Annotated in this window: 21 protein-coding genes and 1 tRNA gene; 9 read left to right on the top strand and 13 right to left on the bottom strand. The window is 60.7% G+C overall.

Going from position 1 to position 21,412, the window contains the following annotated elements:
* Positions 1-84 precede the first annotated feature (84 nt).
* Genes SFU85_10505 through SFU85_10480 form a run of 6 tightly spaced genes read right to left on the bottom strand, consistent with a single transcriptional unit; the run spans position 85 to position 4,252 of the window.
* Complete coding sequence (locus tag SFU85_10505) at positions 85-1,185, bottom strand: hypothetical protein (GenBank protein MDX6767207.1); 1,101 nt, start codon at positions 1,183-1,185, stop codon at positions 85-87.
* The gene (locus tag SFU85_10500; GenBank protein ID MDX6767206.1) at positions 1,173-1,361 is read right to left on the bottom strand and encodes a GTP-binding protein; all 189 of its coding nucleotides are present in this window, start codon (positions 1,359-1,361) and stop codon (positions 1,173-1,175) included. Before SFU85_10500 ends, SFU85_10505 begins: the two co-directional genes overlap by 13 nt.
* Complete coding sequence (locus SFU85_10495; protein ID MDX6767205.1) at positions 1,358-1,591, bottom strand: GTP-binding protein; 234 nt, start codon at positions 1,589-1,591, stop codon at positions 1,358-1,360. The genes SFU85_10500 and SFU85_10495 overlap by 4 nt, the downstream gene beginning before the upstream one ends.
* Before the next feature lie 13 nt (positions 1,592-1,604).
* Positions 1,605-2,456 carry a metal ABC transporter permease gene (locus tag SFU85_10490; GenBank protein MDX6767204.1) on the bottom strand — a complete coding sequence of 284 codons (852 nt, stop codon included), beginning with the start codon at positions 2,454-2,456 and terminating at the stop codon, positions 1,605-1,607.
* A 54-nt stretch (positions 2,457-2,510) separates the two neighbouring features.
* Complete coding sequence (locus SFU85_10485; protein MDX6767203.1) at positions 2,511-3,263, bottom strand: metal ABC transporter ATP-binding protein; 753 nt, start codon at positions 3,261-3,263, stop codon at positions 2,511-2,513.
* A gap of 23 nt (positions 3,264-3,286) precedes the next feature.
* Entirely contained in the window at positions 3,287-4,252 is a 966-nt protein-coding gene (locus tag SFU85_10480) for a metal ABC transporter substrate-binding protein (protein MDX6767202.1), read from the bottom strand.
* 155 nt (positions 4,253-4,407) lie between these two features.
* Here SFU85_10480 and SFU85_10475 point away from each other — a divergent pair.
* From SFU85_10475 to SFU85_10465, 3 genes are all read left to right on the top strand, one after another.
* Positions 4,408-4,479: transfer RNA gene (locus SFU85_10475), tRNA-Lys, on the top strand.
* 136 nt (positions 4,480-4,615) lie between these two features.
* Entirely contained in the window at positions 4,616-5,329 is a 714-nt protein-coding gene (locus SFU85_10470; GenBank protein ID MDX6767201.1) for a hypothetical protein, read from the top strand.
* Between the two features lie 6 nt (positions 5,330-5,335).
* Positions 5,336-6,049: a hypothetical protein gene (locus tag SFU85_10465; GenBank protein MDX6767200.1), complete on the top strand. Its 714-nt coding sequence runs from the start codon at positions 5,336-5,338 to the stop codon at positions 6,047-6,049.
* A gap of 9 nt (positions 6,050-6,058) precedes the next feature.
* Here the strand turns inward: SFU85_10465 and SFU85_10460 are convergent, their stop codons facing one another.
* From SFU85_10460 to rdgB, 6 genes are all read right to left on the bottom strand, one after another.
* A complete protein-coding gene (locus SFU85_10460; protein MDX6767199.1) occupies positions 6,059-6,505 on the bottom strand; it encodes a hypothetical protein in 447 nt (148 codons plus the stop codon).
* Between the two features lie 102 nt (positions 6,506-6,607).
* A complete protein-coding gene (locus SFU85_10455; protein ID MDX6767198.1) occupies positions 6,608-7,171 on the bottom strand; it encodes a DUF2062 domain-containing protein in 564 nt (187 codons plus the stop codon).
* A 12-nt stretch (positions 7,172-7,183) separates the two neighbouring features.
* Positions 7,184-7,918 carry a metallophosphoesterase family protein gene (locus tag SFU85_10450; GenBank protein MDX6767197.1) on the bottom strand — a complete coding sequence of 245 codons (735 nt, stop codon included), beginning with the start codon at positions 7,916-7,918 and terminating at the stop codon, positions 7,184-7,186.
* Between the two features lie 129 nt (positions 7,919-8,047).
* The gene (locus tag SFU85_10445; protein MDX6767196.1) at positions 8,048-9,310 is read right to left on the bottom strand and encodes a Glu/Leu/Phe/Val dehydrogenase; all 1,263 of its coding nucleotides are present in this window, start codon (positions 9,308-9,310) and stop codon (positions 8,048-8,050) included.
* Between the two features lie 45 nt (positions 9,311-9,355).
* Complete coding sequence (locus tag SFU85_10440; GenBank protein MDX6767195.1) at positions 9,356-9,925, bottom strand: DUF4126 domain-containing protein; 570 nt, start codon at positions 9,923-9,925, stop codon at positions 9,356-9,358.
* 79 nt (positions 9,926-10,004) lie between these two features.
* Positions 10,005-10,592, bottom strand: coding sequence for an RdgB/HAM1 family non-canonical purine NTP pyrophosphatase (gene rdgB, locus SFU85_10435; protein ID MDX6767194.1), 588 nt, complete (start codon positions 10,590-10,592; stop codon positions 10,005-10,007).
* Positions 10,593-10,708: 116 nt separating this feature from the next.
* Between rdgB and leuS the strand changes: the two genes are divergently transcribed.
* The 5 genes from leuS to ppk1 all read left to right on the top strand — a co-directional run bounded on the left by leuS (position 10,709) and on the right by ppk1 (position 18,785).
* Positions 10,709-13,171 (top strand): leucine--tRNA ligase, encoded by a 2,463-nt coding sequence (gene leuS / locus SFU85_10430; protein ID MDX6767193.1) that lies wholly within the window; start codon positions 10,709-10,711, stop codon positions 13,169-13,171.
* Entirely contained in the window at positions 13,168-13,296 is a 129-nt protein-coding gene (locus SFU85_10425; protein ID MDX6767192.1) for a hypothetical protein, read from the top strand. The genes leuS and SFU85_10425 overlap by 4 nt, the downstream gene beginning before the upstream one ends.
* A gap of 9 nt (positions 13,297-13,305) precedes the next feature.
* Entirely contained in the window at positions 13,306-13,809 is a 504-nt protein-coding gene (locus SFU85_10420) for a hypothetical protein (protein ID MDX6767191.1), read from the top strand.
* A gap of 28 nt (positions 13,810-13,837) precedes the next feature.
* Positions 13,838-16,486, top strand: coding sequence for a pitrilysin family protein (locus SFU85_10415; protein MDX6767190.1), 2,649 nt, complete (start codon positions 13,838-13,840; stop codon positions 16,484-16,486).
* 172 nt (positions 16,487-16,658) lie between these two features.
* Positions 16,659-18,785, top strand: coding sequence for a polyphosphate kinase 1 (gene ppk1 / locus SFU85_10410; protein MDX6767189.1), 2,127 nt, complete (start codon positions 16,659-16,661; stop codon positions 18,783-18,785).
* Positions 18,786-18,797: 12 nt separating this feature from the next.
* Here the strand turns inward: ppk1 and SFU85_10405 are convergent, their stop codons facing one another.
* Positions 18,798-19,535: an SIMPL domain-containing protein gene (locus tag SFU85_10405; protein MDX6767188.1), complete on the bottom strand. Its 738-nt coding sequence runs from the start codon at positions 19,533-19,535 to the stop codon at positions 18,798-18,800.
* An 83-nt stretch (positions 19,536-19,618) separates the two neighbouring features.
* On the opposite strand from SFU85_10405, the gene SFU85_10400 reads away from it, so the two are divergent.
* Entirely contained in the window at positions 19,619-21,403 is a 1,785-nt protein-coding gene (locus SFU85_10400) for an L-fucose isomerase (protein MDX6767187.1), read from the top strand.
* The last annotated feature ends 9 nt before the right edge of the window (positions 21,404-21,412 follow it).

The raw sequence follows: 21,412 nt of genomic DNA, 5'->3' as shown, positions 1-21,412 counted from the left end.
ACCCCCCCCAAGAGTGCCCGTTGCATGAGGGGAAACTGAAATAGTTCGATGAGGCGGGTAAGTTCGGCAGTAACACTCATAAGTTCACCGTCCTCCAAATCCCGTACCGCTTTTAGATTTTGACCAAATCAGCAATTCGCCATTTTGACCCCCAGCGGCAAGTTGATGTCCTCCAGGATGCCAAGCTAGACAAGAAAACCCGTCGGGTGCACCTTCCAAACTTTGTGCGACTTGTTGGGCTTTGTGCCACAGACAAACTTGACCGTCGTCAGCGGCTGATGCTAGGAGAAAGGTGCCAGGTTGAAAGGCTAAAGCCTGTACTAGACCTTCATGAATCTCCAACATTCGACCATCCCAACCTACTCTTGGATTGGGGTGCAGTTCCCAAACCACAACACTTTCCACGCTAGACACGGCTAATAGAGGAGCACCTATCGCCGTGACTGGTTTCGACCACGCCAAGCTGCGGATTTTACCGGGAAAGCCGCGCATCACCCAAGGGTCGAGGTATCCCCATTCCCAAACTGTTAGGGTGTTGTCCAGATTAGCAGCAGCTATGTACTTGCCATCCGGCGACCAAGCAATTGCAACACTCGCGCTAGGCAAAGCCAAGATATAGGGGTCATCATCCCAAGATGAAGCATTCCAAACCTTGACTCCTCGATCGCCACAAACTGCCAGGTGTTCTCCGTCTGGATGCCAGCACATCCCCAGTACAGACGACAGCTCAAAATTCAGCGTCGCTGCTACTTCCCCCGCATCAGCATCCCACACTTGAACGTAACGCCCTAAACAAAAGGCAAGATAATTGCTTGTGGGACTCCAGCTAAGCGTGTCAACCCAAGCTGGAGCATTTTCCAGTGTGGCAATTAATTGGCTCTCTTCTGGCTCAATGCGCCAAATTTTCACCCGTCCATCCTGACCGCCAGCAGCAAGAAATTGCCCATCCTGGGAAAATGCTACGCAGTCCACCGATCGCCCGTTCCCTTGTTGCAGGGGCAGCAGGGTTAGACTATTTCCCTTTTGATTGGGCAAATTCCGGCACAGCATGACTTCCCCTGCCGCTGAACTAACGGCTAAGACTTTACCGTCAGGCGACCAAGCCAACCCCGTTACATATTCAGAGACTGTCTCCGAAACCTGTCGGTCAAATAATTTTTTACCATTAGCACTTAAGCCATACACGCTAAAAAGTCCTCTCTCAGTTTGGCTGCATCTAAATTTCGTCCAATAAACACCAGTTCGTTTTTGCGAGTTTCTCCAGGCTTCCAGGTGCGATCGCGTATCCCATCAAACAGCATATGAACACCCTGGAAGACAAATCGATTGTCTTCTCCTTTTAGGGTGAGAATGCCTTTCATGCGGAAGATATCGACTCCTTGAGTTTGCAGCAGATGCAGCCGTTGTTCATCTCAAAGATTTCCTCGTCGGTGTTGATGACCAGTTCGTGGTCGACGCCGACCTCGCCGAATTCGTTTTCGATGACCGCGATGCGCTGGCCGTGGTTTTCCGTCAGGATGCGGTTGAGGAGGGTGGTTTTGCCGGCCCCGAGGAAGCCGGTCAGGATGGTGACGGGGATGGGAGTGCTCATGGGTTGGGAAGATTCAATTGGGCAGCGGGGTGTCAGCGACCTTGGGCGATTTTTTGAGGGAAGAAAGCACGAGGCAAACCAAAAGGACCGCCACGTTGGTCAGGACGATGGTCGGGCCGGTGGGTAATCCAAGGGAATTGGAGCCGGTCACACCGGCAACGGCGGCGATGAGTCCGAACGCGGGGGCGATAACCAGCATGCCGCGGAAGTTGCCCGAGACCAGCTTGGCCGCGGCCGGGGGGACGACGATCAGGGCACTGAGCAGCAGGGCACCAACCATTTTCATACCCATGGCCACGGTGGCGGCGATGGCCATGGCGAAAAAGTAGTTCAAGCGCTGCATATTGACCCCCTGGGCACGGGCGAGTTCGGGCTGGAGGATGGTCAGGGCGTAGGGTTTGACATTGGCCAGCAAAAACGCCACCAACCCGGTGCAGAAGACCGCCTGGAGAACCAGGTCGGTCCGGCTGTTGGCATGGATCGAACCAAAGAGGAGGCCATCGATGAGTCGGTATTTGCCCAGGGCGGAAATCACCACCACACCCAGTGCGACACTGCCGGTGAAACTGAAGGCGATGATGGTGTCGGCGCGCAGGCGGGTTTTCTCAAAAAAGTAGGCCATGACCGTGGCCAGTCCGAAGCTGAAGAGCAGAACAACCAAAAGCAAGGGAACCTGGAAATGGAAAATCTCCTGCACTAAGTACCCCAGGGCCACCCCGGTCAACGCGGAATGCGCCAGGGCGTCGCTGAAAAAGGCCATGCCGCGCAGGGTGACAAACACCCCCAGCAAAGCGCAGGTGGGCCCCAACAACATGGCGGCAAGGAGCGTGTTGCGGAGGAATTCGTATTGCAGGAAATCGTGCATGAGAAGCGTGGTGTGGTGGCAGGAAGGATAAGGTGTATCAGCAGTAGGAGCAGGCTAAGCGGCCAGGCTGTGGCGGTGCTGGTGGTGATGGCGGCGCCGGGTGCCGTAGATTTCATCGAGCAGGTGGTCCTGGAGTACTTCTTGGGGGGATCCAAGACCGCAGGGGGTCTGGTTGAGACATAGCACACGGTCGGAGACATGGCTGACCAGGTGGAGGTCGTGGGAAACGATGATCAAGGTGAGCTGGCGTTCCCCTCGCAATTGCAAAATGAGATCCTCCAGGAGCTCGGCCCCGAGTTTGTCCACCCCGGTTAGGGGCTCATCCAGCAAGAGCACCTGCGGCTTTTGCAACAAGGCGTAAGCGATCATGACCCGTTGGAATTCGCCGCCGGAGAGCTGGCCGATCTGGCGGTCGATGAGGGCACAGGCGTCCAGCTGGTGCAGGACATCGACGGCCTGGCTGCGCTGCCCGGTGGTTTGTCCGCCGAACCAGAAACGGGTGCCCGGCATATTCAGGGTCAGGAGTTCGCCCACCGTGAAAGGAACCGTCTTGTCGATGTCGAGTTTCTGCGGAACGTAGCCCACGCTGCGCACCCCGCGCCCGGTGTTCAGGCGGACGGTGCCCTCGGCCGGTTGGACAAAACCCATCATCGTTTTGAGCAGGGTGGACTTGCCCGCGCCATTCGGACCAACCAGGGAGAGGATCTCTCCTTTCTGGATGTTGAGGGAAACATGACGCAGCGCCCAGGCCCCGCCGTAGGCGACGCCAACATCCTGTAGTTCGATCAAAGGTTGCCCGGTATCCACAAAAAGAAGATTCAAACTTACCATCAGGGGGCCGCCTGCTGCAACGCCCGCAAATTGTTTCTCATCCGCACCAGATAGGCGTCGGGCACGGGTTCCCCCACTTCCAGGGTATCCAACTCCGCCACCCGGGCCCCGGTCTCGGCGGCCAGGGTCCGGAGAATCGCCGGGGCGTAGCCGGTTTCGGCAAACAGCACTTTGACCTGGTTCCGGCGGATGGCGTCGACCAGTGCCTTCAGTTGACGCGGGCTGGGATCTTTTTCGGGAAAAGCCTCGATGAACCCCACATAATTCAATCCATAACGGCGGGCAAAGTAAGGGAAAGCATCATGGAAAGTGACCAGATTCTTCCCCGGGAGCGTGTCCAGGGCCGTCTGGAATGCCGCATGCAGGGCCTGCAATTCCAATATGTAGGCAGCGGCGTTGGCCTGATAACTCCCGCCTTGGTTTGGATCAGCGGAAATCAGGGCGTCCCGGATCACTTCCACTTGGGAGATGGCATGGACCGGATCGAGCCAGTAATGCGGGTTGATGCCTTCTTCGGATTCGTGGACATGTTCATGACGATGCTTCTGTCCCGATTGCCCCAACGTGATTTCCTCCGGAACGTCGGAGGGAACGATGCCCACCCCTGTATCGACCACTTTCAAGCGCGGACTTCCGACCGCTTGCACCAAATCATCCAACCAGGCCTCGATGCCTCCACCATTGACGACGAACAGGTCGGCGTCAGCGATGCGCTTCATATCATCCGGAGCCAGTTGGTAGTCATGCGGACCGCTGTCGGATTGGAGCAGCATGGTCACATCGGCGCTTCCACCGGCCACCCGCGAGGTGTGGGCGTAGATGGGAAGAAAAGAAGCCACCACCTTGAGCCGATGAACAGGGGCCGATGCATTGACCGGAGTTTCCCCATCGGGCGTTGGCGAGCACCCTGCAAAAGCCAACAAACTGAAGATCAATGGACAAAAGAGGCGATTGGACGAATCCATATTGATAATTGATTATCATTTAAGCCGTTCGAAGCAAGTAGCAATTCAACACCAAACCTATGGCGACCCTCTGCGACACGAATTCCGCGTTGACACACAAAATGGTTCGGCGATTGTTTTCGCTCTATTTCGCGTCCCTTGGCGGAAACCTCTCCGGGTTGGTAGCTCAATGGTAGAGCAGTACCCTTTTAAGGTATTGGTTCTGGGTTCGAGTCCCAGCCAACCCACAATTTTTCTTCCCCATCGTCGAACCGCCCCCGCTTGCAGGGGTTGGTTCGCGGTCCGAGTTCCTGCCAACCGACCCCAAATCAAACCCTCTGTTTTTCCCGTTGGCAGGTAACGCGGGCTTGCTACGTTCTACCGATGCCCGCACGTGTTCTTCCGGCCTGTCTGGCCTGCCTTCTCTGCCATTTCAGCCTGTTCCTTTCCCCTGCCCTCCGGGCCGATGAGCAAATCTTCGTCAGCGGAGGCCCGGCCTTGCGCTATTTCGAAAAACACAAAGTCAGCAGCCATGACAAATTCTGGGGCAACTTCATCCACGCCGGGGTGCTGCGCTACAACCAGATCAAAGAAGAGATACCAAAGGAAGACACGTTCACCTGGATGGTTTTCCGTCCGAGTTATGAATCCCGTATGACCGAGGCGGAATTCGATGTCATCACCGAGGTGGAGAACCGCATCCGCCCGACCGGCGCCAAAGTGGTCTGGTTCAGTTCCCGCGACGAGTTCATCGAATACATCAACCGCGGGCAGGACCGCAGCAAGGTCAAGATTTCTAGACTGGAATACTTCGGCCACTCCAACAAACGCAACTGGATGTTCGACTACAGCAACCGCCTCGACGGCGCCGTGGCCGCCCCGCTCTGCTTGCACATCAACGACCTCCCCAAACTCAATCACAAATCATTCGCCCCCAATGCCTACACGCGCAGTTGGGGCTGCCATTCCGGCGAGGAATACACGAACGCGTGGCAGAGGGCGACGGGTGCCCGCATGATCGGCGCCGTCGGCAAAACGGATTATTCCGGCGGCGGCATCCCGGTGATTTCAACCCCCGGCGGATACTGGACCAAGTAAATCACCATGAAACGCACCCCCCACTTCATCTTGACCGCTTGTTTGATTGTCCTGGCTTCCCCCTTGCTCCGGGCGCAGGACGCACCGGTTGTCACGCCGCTACCAGACAAACCGGCGCCCACGGTCGAAACTTCCCCGGCTCCGGCGGTGGACCCGAACCCTACTCCAGCTTCCGCACCCTCAACCCCTCCTGCCCCGGCCGACAATTCCGCGCCTTCTTCTCTTCCCGCCAGCTCTGCCCCGGCCGACAACTCCGCCCCATCCGACCCCGCACCCTCGGACGAGTTTTCCCAACAAAACCTCCCCGCGGAAAAGCCCAAGAAGCCCATCCCCACCAGTTCCGGCGACCGCACCGGCCCCATTTGGATCGGCCACCGCGCGGTCATCGACCGTTACGCCGGATGGGGCTGGATCAAAAAAGACAAACAGTCCTGGGGCAGCGCCAAATGGGTCATGCTGGAAGAAGCCCCGGGGAAATCCGTCGCGCCCGGCCGCCACTACGGACGACCGACCGGCGACGACGGCATGACCTATCGCCTTTATGGCGAGTTCACCGATTACAAAGGCTATGAGCCGAACTACGATGTCTTTGTCGATGTCTTCCGCATCCGGGGATGGGAAACCATCGGCAAGGAACAACATCCCAACCTCCGTCCCCCGCGGAGTTCCTCCGGCGGTCCCCCGCGTTGGTCCGAGCGCGGCGCCAACCTGCGCCGCTGACGGGGTTGATCATTCCACTTTCCAGGAGGCTTCGTATTTGAAGTCATAACCGTGCCCGTCGGGCACCGGTGAAAAAGTCACCCGGTAACGTCCAGGGTGTGGGGGGCGGAAGCGCCATTCGTCCCGCCCTTCCCGCACCAGCCGGTGGGTTTCAATAATCTTGGGAAACGAGAAAAAGGCCGCATTCCAAATGCAAACATTCAGGGCTCCGGATCGCCGCTCCCGGATATCCACATCCACCCGGAGGGACTGTCCCGGACCGACGTTGCAGACATCCCAACCCACCTCCATACCAGAAGAACCGGAGGAAAATCCTCCACCGGTCACATGCCGTGAAACCGTGCCCCCGCCCGGGAAAAAAAAGAAGGCCCATGCCAAAGCAACTAGGACGGCCAGCCCGCCGAGCAGACCAAAAACCAAGCCCGGCGAATATCCTCCCTCTTCATCGAGTTGCACTTTTTTCTATTTAGCGCAGTCAACGGCCGGCGAAAAGCCTGAAAACATGTCCAGGAATGGGCAAAGAACCTGATCGGTTAAAATGGATATGACATCGCGAAATCACCCCGTCGGAGTCCGGATAGGCCCTTTGTCAACAGGGCTTGGCGGGGTGGTTTTTTTGGCTTTCGGCCAGCACCAGTTCACCAAGAACCAGGCCGTCACCGCCGCAGTGATGCCGCACAAAAAACACCCCAGGAACAACGGCACCCAGATCTGTTGCAGAAGGTTCATCCAGTCCTGAAAGCTTCCTCCCTTGAGTACTTCCATCAGCCGTGAACGGTGCACCACGGAATGGCCCAACAATCTGGCCCCCAGAGCGTAAGCAGCCGGATAATACAGTACCGCCGTCGCCGGGTTGGTCAGCACCTGCACGATGATGGTCACGGGAATGTTGGCCCGGAAGTACATCGCCACCGCAATGCCGAGAATAAAGTGCAGTCCGAAGAACGGACTCAGGCAGATGAGCAGGCCCCAGAACATGGCCCGCGAAACGCCCTCGCGCTCCAGCATCCACAGGTGGGGGTTGAATAGATGGTCCCCGAACCAGCGGTGCAGCCGACCTCCACGCAAATGACTGCGGGACATCTTTCTGCGGTGCAGCCAGCGGAAAATGCGTCGCGCCATGGCTGACTCGTCTCAGACCCCCATGGCCAGGCGGGCGGCCAGAGGTTCGGGCAAACCCAAATCCATGATCTTCGATTGGCAGGTCTCCAGGTCGTAGGCCACCCGGCGGAATTCCAAGACCTTGGCCTCCGGCTGGTAGATGACGTAGCTCGAACGCCAGTCGCGGTCACGCGGTTGACCCACCGCACCCACGTTGACCAGGTAGCGGCAGTTCTTTTTCAATTCGAGCCTCTGCGATTTCTGCACCTCGCGCACTTCACGCTCGCGGATGAAGATTTTGGCGATGTGGGTGTGGCCACAGAAACAAAGCTGGGTGTGTTGGTAGGTGAAACTGCTCTCGGCTTCCAGGCCGGTGTTGACGTAATTCCAGTCCTCCGGATCGTCAAGCGACGCGTGGACCACGGTGAAATCGGCGATCCGTGCCTGCATCGGGAGGGTACGGAGGTAGGACTTCTCCTCGTCGTTGAGCAATTTCTTGGAATGCGAGATGCCCTCGCCCGCCAGGGCATTGAAGTGGCGCGCGTCCTGGTTGCTGGCCACGATGTCATCGTGGTTCCCCTTGATCAACGGACAGCCGAGGGTGCGGACGATTTTCAGGCATTCGCGGGGGTTGGCGTTGTAGCCAACGACGTCGCCCAGGCAGACCGTATGGGTCACGCCCTGTTCCTTCATGTCCTTCAGGACCGCAATCAGGGCTTCCAGATTGCTGTGGATGTCGCTGAATATTCCGTATTTGACTGTCTTCATCTCTGGAAAACGTGAAATACTGCCAAATCAGCCCCATGAAGCAAGGCCAGATGCGCAGCCGTCGATTCCCGCACCCGCCATCGGCTCACTCCGTTTTAAATGACAGGCTAGGGCCAAAAGTTCCTACCCCTACCGCTGGAAAAACGTCCGTGTCCCCCGGGCCTCTACCGCCGCATTGATCCGCTGCAGCGCCAGCACATAAGCCGCCGTGCGCAGGCTGCACCCGTGCCGGTCGGCCAGATGGGCCACTTCCCGGGTCGACCGGTGCATGATCTCCTCCAGCCGCTGCCGCACCAGCTCTAGGGGCCAGTAAAAACCCTGCCGGTTCTGCACCCATTCAAAGTAACTCACTGTCACGCCGCCCGCATTGGCCAGAATGTCCGGAACCACCACGACGCCCATCTTTTCCAAAATCAGGTCCGCCTCCGGGGTCACCGGTCCGTTGGCCAACTCCAAAACCACCCGCGCACGCACGGCCCCGGCGTTCCCGGCATGGATCTGGTTTTCCAACGCCGCAGGCACAAGCACCTCCGCTTCCAGCGACAAGAGCTCGGCCTGGGTCAACAACCGGCAGTCCCGGGCCTCACCCCAGGCCGTCAGCGAACCCGCCCCATAGGCCTCCTGCAACTCGGCCGGGGAGAAACCCGAGGCGCGATAAATCCCCCCCTGCGAACCCGACACCGCCTGCACGATGTACCCCGCCTCGGCCATCGTCAGCGCCGCATAGTATCCGACATTGCCAAAACCCTGCACGACCACGCGAGTGATCTCGCGCTTGAGTTTGAGGCGTTCCAACAGGGCCTCGAGGACATGGAAGCCGCCCCGTCCGGTGGCCTCGGTCCGCCCGCGCGTTCCTCCCAGCGCCAGTGGTTTGCCTGTCAATGCCGCCGGCTGCTGGCTCCGGTGGATGATGTTGTACTGGTCGATCATCCAACCCATGACGCGTTCGTTGGTGTACATGTCCGGCGCCGGGATGTCGCTGTCCGGACCGATGAGGTGCGCACAGGCATTGATGTAACCCCGGCTCAGGCGCTCGAGTTCGCGCGGGGAAAGCAACTTGGTGTCGACTTCCACCCCGCCTTTGCCCCCGCCGTAGGGGATGTCAACCACCGCACACTTGAAGGTCATCCAGAAAGCCAGCGAGGTCACCTCATCCAGATTGACCGCCGGATGGAACCGTATCCCCCCCTTGGCCGGGCCGCGCAGGCGGTTGTATTGCACGCGGTAGCCTTGAAAAACCCGCAAGGATCCGTCATCCATGCGGACCGGGATTGAAAATCCATAGCGTGCCTCGGCTGCTTGGAGGATTTCTGTCGTATCGGCAGGGAGTGGGAACAACTTGAGCGGCTCCAATAGTCGTTCCGAAGCCGACTGCATCAAGGTCGCGGCCATACCTCCATTTTGGAGCGCCCTCCCGCCATGGCAACCGGAAATAAATCAGTGCGCCTGAACCCGGCGTGTTCTCCACAGAAGAATCGCCCCGCACAAAACCAGCAAGACCATCGACGCCAGGATCAGACCCAGCAGGGGCAACAACACGCTCAAAACCGACAGCAGCAACGAACCAAGAAACTCCAGCAACGACACCACGGGATTGGCGATCCCCCCGGTGGTGAACAGCGACAAGGCCCGCGCCGCCACCGTCCCCAGCTGCACCGTTCCCGCCGCCCCTCCCCCGGCAATCACCGCCAGGGTCCACTGGAGCCAGGGATCGAGGTGCCCCATCGTCGACGCCGCGACCAGGGTTCCCGCTATCACCGCGGCCGGGGTGGCGATACTGCCGAGCAGGTGGTCGACCCAGGGAATGAAATAGCCCGCTATTTCCAATAACGCCGCCACCCCCAGACAAATCAAGGCCGGAGTGGTGGCCAGCCATTGGAAATGCTCGGCCAGTGTGACATGACCGCTCTTGGCCGCGATGGCCAGCACCAGGGCGGGCACCGTGACGCGCATTCCCGATGCCGCCGCCAGACCGAGTCCCAGGCAGATTCCGAAAAAAACCTCCACGCCGGTATCTTAGCTTCCAGGCCCCTCCCGGCAAGATTGGTCTGAATCCAAGCCCGCTCGCCATCCCCCGACAAACGCTCTACTTTTTGTTCAATGCCTCCACCGCCAGCCTCATGGCTTTGCCGCGATGGCTGAGCGCATGTTTTTCTCCGGGGTCCAGCTCGGCCATCGTGTGGAGGAATCCTTCCGGCTGGAAAAGAGGATCGTATCCAAAACCGTTCGTCCCCCGGCCTTCCCGGAGAATGCGCCCGCGACAAATCCCCTCGTAGGTACCCCGGACGATTCCGCCCTCCACCCAGGCCAGGACGCAATGGAACTGCGCCCCTCGCGCCGCCTCCGGAACGTCGCGCATCGCCTCCATCAACTTCCGGTTGTTGGCCGCATCATCTCCATGAACTCCGGCATAGCGTGCAGAAAACACACCCGGTGCACCGCCCAAGGCATCGACCTCCAACCCGGAATCATCGGCCAGAATCGGTCCGTCAAAGTGCGGCACCAAAGCCAGGGCCTTTTTGCACGCATTGGCCTCAAAGGTCGCCCCATCCTCCTCCACCGTGGGGGCTTCGGGAAGATCCCGCAGGGTCAACACCCTCCAGGCATGTCCGATCATTTCCTGGAATTCCCGCGCCTTGCCCCGGTTGCCGGTGGCGATGAGGATCGTCTGCATAGACAGCGCTTAAACCACTTGCGGCCGCGCATAAACACTAATTTTGGGAATTCTCGGGTTGCGCGAAAATCAGTGTGCATTAGTGGCTTCAATCTGTATTTTTTTCTTCCCCGACCATGCAGACCCCGACACGCAAGCAGTTCCCTTTCCGCGACTTCGAACCCAAGTGGCAGGCCCATTGGGAAACGAACCGCAGCTTCCGCGCCGCCAATCCCGGTGAACCAGGCTCGGAAAAGCCCAAGTATTACATCCTCGACATGTTCCCCTACCCCTCCGGGGCCGGCCTGCATGTCGGCCACCCCGAGGGCTACACCGCCACCGACATCCTCGCCCGCTACAAACGCATGCGCGGCTTCAACGTACTCCACCCCATGGGCTGGGACGCCTTCGGTCTGCCGGCCGAACAACACGCCATCCAGACCGGCACCCACCCCCGCATCACCACCAAACGCAACATCGACAACTTCCGCCGCCAGATCAAGGCCCTGGGCTTTTCCTACGACTGGGACCGTGAAGTCGACACCACCGATCCGAAGTATGTCCGTTGGACCCAGTGGATCTTTCTCCAGCTCTACAAAAAAGGCCTGGCCTACGTCAGTGAGGCCCCCGTTTGGTACTGCCCCGCGCTTGGCACCGTTTTGGCCAACGAGGAAGTCCTCAACACCGACCAGGGACCCCGCTCGGAACGCGGCAACCACCCCGTCGAACGACGGCCCCTCCGCCAGTGGATGCTGAAAATCACCGCCTACGCCGACCGCCTGCTGGCCGACCTCGACGTCCTCGACTGGCCCGAATCGCTCAAGGAAATGCAGCGCAACTGGATCGGACGCTCCGAAGGGGCCTTCGTCCAATTTCAAATCCCGAATTCCGCGAGTCCCCTCGAGGTCTACACCACCCGCCCCGACACCCTCTTTGGCGCAACCTATCTCGTACTTTCCCCGGAACACCCCCTGGTCGATGCCCTCACCAAGCCCGGCCACCGTGCCGCCGTCGACGCCTACCGCCAGAAAGTAGCCAGCAAGACCGACCTCGAACGCACCGACCTGGCCAAGGACAAAACCGGTGAATTCACCGGGGCCTATGCGATCAATCCCGTCAACGGAAAGGAAATCCCCGTCTGGATCGCCGACTACGTCCTCATGGGCTACGGCACCGGTGCCATCATGGCCGTCCCTGCCCACGACGAACGCGATCACGCCTTTGCGCAGAAATTCAACCTTCCCGTGGTGGAGGTGGTCAGGCCCCCCAAGGCCGTCGAGGGCTGTTTCAGCGGCGAAGGCACCGCCGTCCATTCCGGATTCCTCGACGGCCTCCCCACTCCGGAGGCCAAATCGCGCATGATCGCTTGGTTGCAGGAAAAGAACCTTGGTCGCGGCGCCGTCCAATACAAACTCCGCGACTGGCTCTTCTCCCGCCAGCGTTACTGGGGCGAACCCTTCCCCATCGTCTGGCGGGACGGACAACACCGCCCCATCGGAGAGAACGAACTGCCGCTGCTCCTCCCGGAAATGGACGATTTCCGTCCAAGCCCCGAGGGCTTGGCCCCGCTGGCCAAAGCCAGCGACTGGCTCAAACTCCCCGACGGATCCACCCGTGAAACCAACACCATGCCCCAATGGGCCGGATCGTGTTGGTATTACCTCCGTTACTGTGATCCCAACAATGATCTGGCGCCCATCGATCCCACCGTCGAGCGCTACTGGATGGGTGAAAAAGGCGTCGACCTTTACGTCGGTGGTGCCGAACACGCCGTCCTGCATCTCCTGTACGCCCGTTTCTGGCACAAGGTCCTTTTCGACCTCGGCGTCGTCTCCACCGCCGAACCCTTCCACAAACTGGTCAACCAGGGCCTGATCCTGGGCGAGGACGGCCAGAAAATGTCCAAGTCCCTCGGCAATGTCGTCAACCCCGACGACATCATCGGCGAGTACGGCGCCGACGCGATGCGCCTCTTCGAAATGTTCATGGGTCCCCTGGAACAGGTCAAACCCTGGAGCAGCAAGGGCGTCGAGGGCGTCTACCGCTTCCTCGGCCGCGTGTGGCGTCTGGTCATGAAAGAACAGGAGGATGGTTCGTGGGTCTTCAACGGCAGCGTGGTCGACGCCCCCGTCCCCCCCGCCCTGCACAAGACCCTCCACACCACCATCAAGAAGGTCACCGGCGACATCGAAACCCTCCAGTTCAACACCGCCATTTCCGCCCTCATGGTCCTGACCAACGAACTGACCCCCTTGGACACCCGCCCCAAGTCGGTCATCGACACCCTCGTCCTCCTTCTCGCCCCCTTCGCCCCCCACCTCTCCGAGGAACTCTGGTCCGTCCTCGGCCACCCGCATTCCCTCAGCCATGAAGGTTGGCCCGCCTACGACCCCGCCGCCTTGGTTGAGGATGAAGTCGAAATCGTCATCCAGTTCAATGGCAAACTCCGCGGCCGCCTCACCGTCCCGACCGCTCTTCCCCAGGGCGAGTATGAGGCCAAAGTCCGCGCGCACCCCGATTTTAATGCCTGGCTGGATGGGAAAATCGTGCGCAAGGTCATTGTCGTTCCCGGGAAGCTCGTTAATATGGTGGTGGGATGAATCTGACGCCGATCCAAACCCGCCTCGTCGTTCTCGCCGCGGCCCTTCTGGTCCTCGGCTCCGGCCTCATCCTCACCCGCAACAACACCCCATGGACAAAGTCCGTGGAATCGCCTATGAGGTAGCTCGCACCTATGCAGAAAAGCAATTTTGACCAGGTCGTGACGGAAATCCTCCTAGAAGACACCCGTTTCGACGCCCAGGCCTACCGCTTCGTCCGTGAGGGCCTTGATTTCACCCTGAAAATGCACAAACGCAGCAGCGGTTCCGTCCCCCGCCACGTCACCGGCCCGGAGCTTCTCGACGGCATCCGCCAATACACCCTCAAGGAATTCGGCCCCATGGGCATGATGGTCCTCAACGAGTGGGGCATCACCCAGTGCGAACACTTCGGCCAGATCGTTTTCAACCTCGTCCAGAAGGGTGTGCTCGGCAAAAGCGAGAACGACAAACCCGAGGACTTCTCCTCCATCTTCACCTTCGAAGACGCCTTCGTGAAACCCTTCCTCCCTACACCCGCGCCCGCCACCCGCACCTCCCGTTCCAAAAAACCCGTGCGCAGTCGCCGTATCAAAACCAACCCCGACACCTCTTTCCCCAGCCCTTCCAGCCCCCCCAGCGGCGACTGCGCAGAGTAACCCCGGCCCCGCCCTCCCGGTTCATCCGATGAAGCATGCCCTCTGCGGTCTCCTGGCCGCCACCCTACTTTCCATGAATGCCTGCAACCTTCAGCAGGGATCGGGCTCCGCCCCATCCTCCCAACCCAACATCAACCTCCGTCTCGCCTCCGGCAAGGCCCGCCTTTTCGAACTCCCCAACGGCCTCCGCCTCATCGTCGAGGAAGACCACAGCTCGCCCGTCGTCTCCGTCCAAGCCTGGTGTGAAGCCGGCAGCCTCACCGAGGGCAAACACCTCGGCGCCGGCATCTCCCACATCCTCGAACACATGCTCTTCAAGGGCACCACCCGCCGCGGCAATTCCGAGATCGCCCGCACCATCCAGGACCACGGAGGCTACATCAACGCCTACACCTCCTTCGACCGCACCGTCTATTACGTCGACGCCCCCAGTTCGGGCTGGAAAACCCTCCTCGATGTCCTCGCCGACGCCATGTTCCACTCCACTCTGCCTCCCGAGGAATACGCCAAGGAGCAGGAAGTCATCCGCCGCGAATTCGCCATGGGCTTCGACGACCCCGACCGCACCATGCAGAAGCTTTTCTTCTCCACTGCTTTCACCCGCCACCCCTTCCGCTATCCGGTCATCGGCCATCTCGAGGTCTACAACCAACTCACCCGCGAGGACGTCCTGGCTTACTACAAAAAACACTACGTCCCCAACAACATGACCTTCATCCTCGTCGGCAACGTCGACGCCGAGGAAGTCAAAAGTGAGCTCACCCGCCTGACCGCCGACGTGCCGCGCCGGGCCCACGAACCCTCCCTCTATCCGGACGAACCTCCCCAACTCGGACGCCGTGAAGCCGCCGAAACCTTCCCCACCGACGCCCGCCGTCTGAGCCTTGCCTGGCACATCCCGGGCATCACCCACCCCGACATCTACGCCCTCGATGTCCTCGCCATCATTGCCGGCGACGGCGACAGCTCGCGCCTCCACCGCCGCCTCGTCGAACGGGAAAAACTCCTCCGCAGCGTCTCGGTCTTCTCCTACACCCCCAAGGACTCCGGTCTCTGGGGCGTCAGCGCCCTCTTCCATCCCGGAGCGGACGACCTCCGCGCCAAGGTTGAATCCGAGATCGCCGAGGAACTGAACAAACTCAAGACCGAACCCGTCACCCCGTCCGAACTGAACAAAGCCAAACGCAAAGTCCTCGTCGAACGCGCCTCCGAACTCAAAACCGTCGCCGGCAAAGCCGCCGCCCTCGGCAGCAGCTGGCTGGTGGCCCGCGATCTCCAATTCGACCAGACCTACCTGGAAGGGGTGCAGCAAGTCACCGCCGACGACCTCCGCCGAGTCGCCAAAACCTATCTCCTCGACCGCACCCTCTCCGTCGTCAGCCTCAACCCGCCCGCATCGGCCCCGGAATCCGCCACCGCCCCGGCCGCGAATTCCCAGACCGCCGACCTCCAGAGAAAAGTGCTGGCCAACGGCGTCCCCCTGGTCTTGAAGCGCGACGAAAAAGTCCCCCTGGTCAACATCCGCGTCACCTTCCTCGGCGGCATTCTTGAAGAAACGGCCGCGAACAACGGCATCGGCACCCTCACCAGCCGCTTGCTTGACAAGGGCACCCCCACCCGCACCGCCGAAGCCATTGCCGACACCATCGAAAATCTCGGCGGCTCCGTCGACCGCCTCTACGGCAACAATTCCCTCAGCCTCGGCATCGAAGTCCTGCCCGGCGATCTGGATGCCGCGGTCGCCCTCCTGGCCGACCTCTCCCTCCACCCTTCTTTCCCTGCGGAAGAATTCGACAAAGAGCGCGCCAAGCAGGTCTCCGATCTCAAATTGGAAAAAGACCAACCCACCGCTCTGGCCCGCAACGCCATGCGCGCCACCCTCTTCGGCCAACACCCCTTCCGCCTCAATCCCCTTGGCAGCGAAACCAGCCTGGCCGCCCTCACCCCCGGTGCCCTCCAAACCTACCACCGTTCCCTCCTCCACCCCTCGCGCATGGTCTTCAGCATCGGCGGCAGCTTCGACCCCGCCGCCGCCACCGCCCTCTTTGAACGGTACTTCCCCAAAGACCAGCTCCAGTCGGGCACGGCCTTCAAGAGCCCAGGCGCCCCCGACTGGACCTTCACCCAGGCCCCTCTCGAAATCTCAACCCCCAAGCAACAAGCCATCGTCATGATCGGTTTCCCCGGTGTCTCCGTCGGCTCACCCGACCGGCCCGCCCTCGAGATCGTCAACGAGGCCCTTTCCGACCTCGCTTCCCGTCTCTTCATCCGCATCCGCGAGAAACAATCCCTGGCTTACTTTGTCGGCACCGGCCAGTCCGTGGCCCTCGAACCCGGCATGTTCATCTTCTACGCCGGAACCGAAAAGACCAAGGCCGAGAAAGTCCGCACCGAGTTGTTGGATGAAATCAAAATCATGGTCGAAAAAGGCCTGGCAGCCGACGAAATCGCCCGCGCCCGCGCCAAACTCACCGGCGAGCGCCTCCTCCAGGACCAAAGCGCCGCCGCCATCGCCTTCAAGGCTTCGCTCAACGAACTCTATGGCCTCGGTCTGGATTACGAATCCAAATTGAACGAGCGCATCCAGTCCATCACCGATGCCGAAATCAACACGGCCATCAAAAAGTACTTCGCCCCCACCCAGGGCCGCGTCACGGTCATCGTCCAGCCGAAGTGACGTCCGGCTGGCCGAACGCCCTGTCAGAACTGAACAGCCATACACTGCCCCATCACACAGGCTCTGCTGAAAATCGGCCAGCCTGTTGCCGTGTCCCTTGGGCCGCGTTCTGCTTGATACGCCGTGACGGCTTTGCAGTTGTGACCTGCCGTGCTTCCGCTATGTTGCCTCCGTGCAGGACCCTGTGGAAACCTTTAGACCGGAGCACTTTGTCAACCGGGAGCTGAGTTGGCTTGAATTCAACCAGCGTGTCCTCGAAGAGGCGCTCGATCCCACCACCCCACTCCTGGAGCGGGTCAAATTCCTCGGGATCGTCAGTTCGAATCTCGATGAATTCTTCGAAATCCGCATCGCCGGACTGAAACAGCAAATCGACTCCCAGACCGACGATTCCGGTCCGGACGGCCTCACCGCCAACCAAGCCTTGGCCGCGCTCCAAAGGCGCGTCAACCAGATGGTCCGCGACCAGTACCATCTCTGGCGCGCCGGACTGGTGCCCGCACTGGCCGAGAAAAACATCCGCTTCCTCAAGCTGGCCGAACTGGACCCGGATGACCGCGAATGGGCCCGGCGTTACTTCATCAACGAGGTCTACCCCGTCCTCACCCCGTTGGCGGTCGATCCCAGCCATCCCTTCCCCCAATTGCTCAATAAAAGCCTCAATCTCATTGTGGTATTGGAAAAAGGGCCCAAGGACGCCGAAAACCGCCATGCCATCGTCCAGATCCCGCGGGTGCTCAGCCGCCTGATCGAACTCCCCAACCGCACCGGACACACCCACGAGTTCCTGTTCCTGGGCCACCTCATCGAGGCCCATGTCGAATACCTTTTCCCCGGCATGAGGGTCCTCGGCACCCATCCCTTCCGCGTCACCCGCAACAGCGATCTCTACATCGACGAGGAAGAATCACAAAACCTGCTCAGCCACATCGAGGAAGAATTGCGCAAGCGCAACCGAGGCAATGCGGTCCGCCTGGAAGTCGAGGACAGCTGCCCGACGGCCGTGCGCCAGATCCTGCTGGAAAAATTCCGCCTGCAAAAAGAGGACCTCTACGCCGTCAACGGGCCGCTCAACATGATGCGACTGATGACCCTTTCCACCCTCGACGCCCCCAAGGAACTCAAATACCCCAACCACAACCCCGTCACCCTCCTTCCTTTACAGGGTGATGCCGACATCTTTGAGGTCATGCGGACGCAGGACCTGCTTTTCCACCACCCCTACGAAAATTTCCAGAGCATCGTCGAGTTTGTCGAAAAGGCGGCATCCGACCCCCGCGTCCTGGCGATCAAGATGACCCTTTACCGCACCAGCGGCGATTCCCCCATCATCAAGGCCCTCATCCGCGCTTCCGAGGAAGGCAAGCAGATCACCGTCCTGGTAGAACTGAAGGCCCGTTTCGACGAGGCCAACAACATCGCCTGGGCCCGCGCCATGGAAGAGGCCGGCATCCACGTCGTCTATGGGCTCGTCGGCCTCAAAACCCACTGCAAGATCCTGATGATCGTCCGCCGCGACGAGGACCGCATCCGCCACTACGTGCACCTCGGCACCGGCAACTACCACCCCCGCACGGCCCGGCTCTACACCGACCTCGGCCTTTTGACCACGCGCGAGTCCCTCTGCTCGGAGGTCGCCACGCTTTTCAACACCCTGACCGGCATGTCCGATTACCCGGGTTTCGAACATCTCATGGTCGCCCCTTTTGACCTGCGCGAACGTTTCATCGAAAAAATCGCCCGCGAAACCGCCCATGCCCGCGCCGGCAGGCCGGCCTCGATCTTCGCCAAAATGAACGCCCTGGTCGACCGCGACATCATCGAATCCCTTTACCAGGCTTCGCAGGCCGGGGTGAAGATTGATTTGCTCATCCGCGGCATCTGTTGTCTGCGCCCCGGACTTCCCGGGGTCAGTGAGAACATCGAGGTGCGCAGCATCGTCGACCAGTTCCTGGAACACAGCCGGGTCTACATCTTCGGCAACGACGGCGCCCCTGAGGTCTATCTCGGCAGTGCCGACTGGATGCCCCGCAACCTCATCCGGCGGATCGAGGTCGTTTTCCCGGTGCTCGATCCCCTGCTCCGCCAGCGCATCCTGGACGAGATTGTCGATCTGATGAAATCCGACAACACCAAGGCCCGGGTCATGCAGCCCGATGGCACCTACCGACGGCCCGCGGTGACCGCGGACACCCCGCGCGTCCGCTGCCAGGCCGAATTCATCCTGCTGGCGGAGAAACACAACCGGCCGGCCGCCTCGGCCTCGAAGCCGCGCAGCAAGACCACCCTCCAGACCTGAAATTTCCGCCGGTTACTTCAACTCGAATTCCGCCGTGACCACGGCGCGGATTTTCTTCTCCACCGAGGAGGTGTCCAATTCGCCGGTCGGGGATATCTCCGTGGAAGAGGCCGCCGTCACTTGGAAGACCCCCTGGGTCGTCGAACGCAGGCGGCCGATCGAACGTCCGGTCCGCGAAGCCATTTCCCGCGCCCGGGTCTGTGCGTCTTCAATCGCATTGCCCAGCAGTTTGATCTTCAAATCCCCAAGCTCGCGCCGGAAGTACTGCGTCGGTTCCAGGTTGATCTCGTAACCCAGTCCCAGCAGCTCGGGGCTGCGGAGGGTCAGGGCCTGGAGCATGGCGATGTCCGTGCTTTCCACCGAAACCCGCTGGCTCGTGACGAAACTGTCGATGATCGATGTCGTGTTGCCCGAGTCGGTGGTTCGCATCAGGGGGTAACTGTTGACTTGCTGCACGGCGATCCGCGTCGCGGGGACACCCTGGCTTTCCAAAAATTTAGTCACCGCGGCCATCTGGTTTTGGAGGGTCTTGCCGGTGTCGGCCAGCTTGAGGCCCCGCACGGTCACCGTGGCCGACCACAGCCCGAAATCCGAGGTGATTTCCTGGTCGGAATAGCCTTTGACGGTCACGCTTTCCTTGGCCAAAGCCACTTGGCGGATCCCGGAACCGATGAGCCAGCCGCCCATGGCCAAGCCAAGGGCAAGAACCAGTGCTGGAAAGAATGAAGAGGGAGGTTCGGATCGATACATGGCTCATCTTCCCAAGGACGGGAACGCTGGCAAGCACGGGATTTCAGTTTGCTTTTGCCGCACGAGCGGCACAATTTTCTCCGATGAATCCCTTGTTGCAAAACATCCCAAAAATTGGCATTCGCCCGACAATTGACGGACGCCTCGGCGGCGTGCGCGAATCCCTCGAAAAGCAAACCATGGCCATGGCGGAACGCACCGCCCGCCTCCTCTCTTCCAAGCTGCGCACCCCGGCCGGGACTCCGGTCGAATGTGTCATCGCCGACTCCTGCATCGGCGGCGTGCGCGAAGCCGCCGCCTGCGAGGAAAAATTCCGCCGCGAGAACGTGGGAGTCAGCCTCACCGTGACCCCCTGTTGGTGTTATGGCTCGGAAACCATGGACATGGACCCCCACCGGCCCAAGGCGGTCTGGGGTTTCAACGGCACCGAACGCCCCGGCGCGGTCTACCTCGCCGCCGTGCTCGCCGGCCACACCCAGAAGGGCCTGCCCGCTTTCGGCATCTACGGCCGCGATGTCCAGAATGCCGGGGATGAATCCATCCCCGCCGACGTCGAGGAAAAACTCCTCAACTTCGCCCGCTGCGGACTGGCCGCGGCCATCATGCGCGGCAAAGCTTATCTCTCCATGGGCGGCACCAGCATGGGCATCGCCGGCAGTGTCGTCGACCCCGCTTTCTGGGAACAACACCTCGGCATGCGCGTCGAAGCCATCGACATGGCGGAATTCTGCGGACGGATCAACAAGGGGATCTTCGATCCGGCCGAGTACGAAACCGCCCTGGCCTGGACCCGGAAGCACTGCGCCGAGGGCAGGGACTTCAACAGCAAGGAAACCACCCGCAGCCGCCAACAGCTCGACAGCGAATGGGAGACATCGGTCAAGATGGCCCTCATCGCGCGCGACCTCATGGTGGGCAATCCACGCCTGGCCGAACTGGGCTACGGCGAACAGGCCCAGGGCCACTATGCCCTGGCCGGCGGATTCCAGGGCCAGCGCCAATGGACCGACCACTTCCCCAATGGCGACTACCTCGAGGCCATCCTCAACAGCTCGTTCGACTGGACCGGGAAACGCGCCCCTTACATTGTCGCGACCGAGAACGACGCCCTCAACGGCGCCGGCATGCTCTTTGGCTGGCTTCTGACCAATACGGCACAAATCTTCGCCGACCTGCGCACTTACTGGAGCCCGGACGCCATCGCCAAGGCCTCCGGGGGCTGGAAGCCCTCGGGCCCGGCGGCCGACGGACTGCTCCACTTGATCAACTCCGGCCCGGCCGCACTGGACGGCACCGGCTGCCAAAGCGGCCCCGACGGCAAGCCGGCCTTCAAGCCCTTCTGGGAAATCACCGATGCAGAAGCCGAAGCCTGCCTCAAGTCCACCACCTGGCATCCTTCCATCACCGAGTATTTCCCGGGCGGCGGTTGGAGCACCCGCTACCGCACCCGCGGGGGCATGCCCGCCACCATGATCCGCCTGAATCTGGCGGCCGGCCTGGGCCCCGTGCTCCAGGTGGCCGAAGGTTGGACGGTGGAACTCCCCGATGCGGTGCATGACGCCCTCGACCTCCGGACCAACCCAACCTGGCCGACCACCTGGTTCGCCCCGCGCCTGACCGGCTCGGGCGCCTTCCAGTCCACCTACGAGGTCATGAACCACTGGGGGGCCAACCATTGTGTGCTCACGGCGGGCCATGTCGGCCACCTCTACCTCACCCTCGCCTCCATCCTCCGCATCCCGGTTTACATGCACAATGTCGAAGAACCCCGCATCTTCCGCCCGAGCGCGTGGAATGCCTTCGGCACCGCCGACCGCGAGGGCGCGGACTTCCGCGCCTGCCAGACGTACGGTCCGCTGTACGCCTGATGGAATAAG

The sequence above is a fragment of the Candidatus Methylacidiphilales bacterium genome (assembly GCA_033875315.1).
Lineage (GTDB): Bacteria > Verrucomicrobiota > Verrucomicrobiia > Methylacidiphilales > CAZTYG01 > JANRJG01.
This window is presented reverse-complemented; position numbering and strand designations above follow the sequence as displayed.

Coding starts and splice junctions, on each gene's coding strand:
- SFU85_10425 (MDX6767192.1), top strand. CDS start 13,168: ATGAATCTGACGCCGATCCAAACCCGCCTCGTCGTTCTCGCCGCGGCC.
- SFU85_10500 (MDX6767206.1), bottom strand. CDS start 1,361: ATGAAAGGCATTCTCACCCTAAAAGGAGAAGACAATCGATTTGTCTTC.
- SFU85_10455 (MDX6767198.1), bottom strand. CDS start 7,171: ATGGCGCGACGCATTTTCCGCTGGCTGCACCGCAGAAAGATGTCCCGC.
- SFU85_10470 (MDX6767201.1), top strand. CDS start 4,616: ATGCCCGCACGTGTTCTTCCGGCCTGTCTGGCCTGCCTTCTCTGCCAT.
- SFU85_10415 (MDX6767190.1), top strand. CDS start 13,838: ATGAAGCATGCCCTCTGCGGTCTCCTGGCCGCCACCCTACTTTCCATG.
- SFU85_10405 (MDX6767188.1), bottom strand. CDS start 19,535: ATGTATCGATCCGAACCTCCCTCTTCATTCTTTCCAGCACTGGTTCTT.
- SFU85_10490 (MDX6767204.1), bottom strand. CDS start 2,456: ATGCACGATTTCCTGCAATACGAATTCCTCCGCAACACGCTCCTTGCC.
- SFU85_10495 (MDX6767205.1), bottom strand. CDS start 1,591: ATGAGCACTCCCATCCCCGTCACCATCCTGACCGGCTTCCTCGGGGCC.
- SFU85_10450 (MDX6767197.1), bottom strand. CDS start 7,918: ATGAAGACAGTCAAATACGGAATATTCAGCGACATCCACAGCAATCTG.
- SFU85_10445 (MDX6767196.1), bottom strand. CDS start 9,310: ATGGCCGCGACCTTGATGCAGTCGGCTTCGGAACGACTATTGGAGCCG.
- rdgB (MDX6767194.1), bottom strand. CDS start 10,592: ATGCAGACGATCCTCATCGCCACCGGCAACCGGGGCAAGGCGCGGGAA.
- SFU85_10420 (MDX6767191.1), top strand. CDS start 13,306: ATGCAGAAAAGCAATTTTGACCAGGTCGTGACGGAAATCCTCCTAGAA.
- leuS (MDX6767193.1), top strand. CDS start 10,709: ATGCAGACCCCGACACGCAAGCAGTTCCCTTTCCGCGACTTCGAACCC.
- SFU85_10400 (MDX6767187.1), top strand. CDS start 19,619: ATGAATCCCTTGTTGCAAAACATCCCAAAAATTGGCATTCGCCCGACA.
- SFU85_10465 (MDX6767200.1), top strand. CDS start 5,336: ATGAAACGCACCCCCCACTTCATCTTGACCGCTTGTTTGATTGTCCTG.
- SFU85_10480 (MDX6767202.1), bottom strand. CDS start 4,252: ATGGATTCGTCCAATCGCCTCTTTTGTCCATTGATCTTCAGTTTGTTG.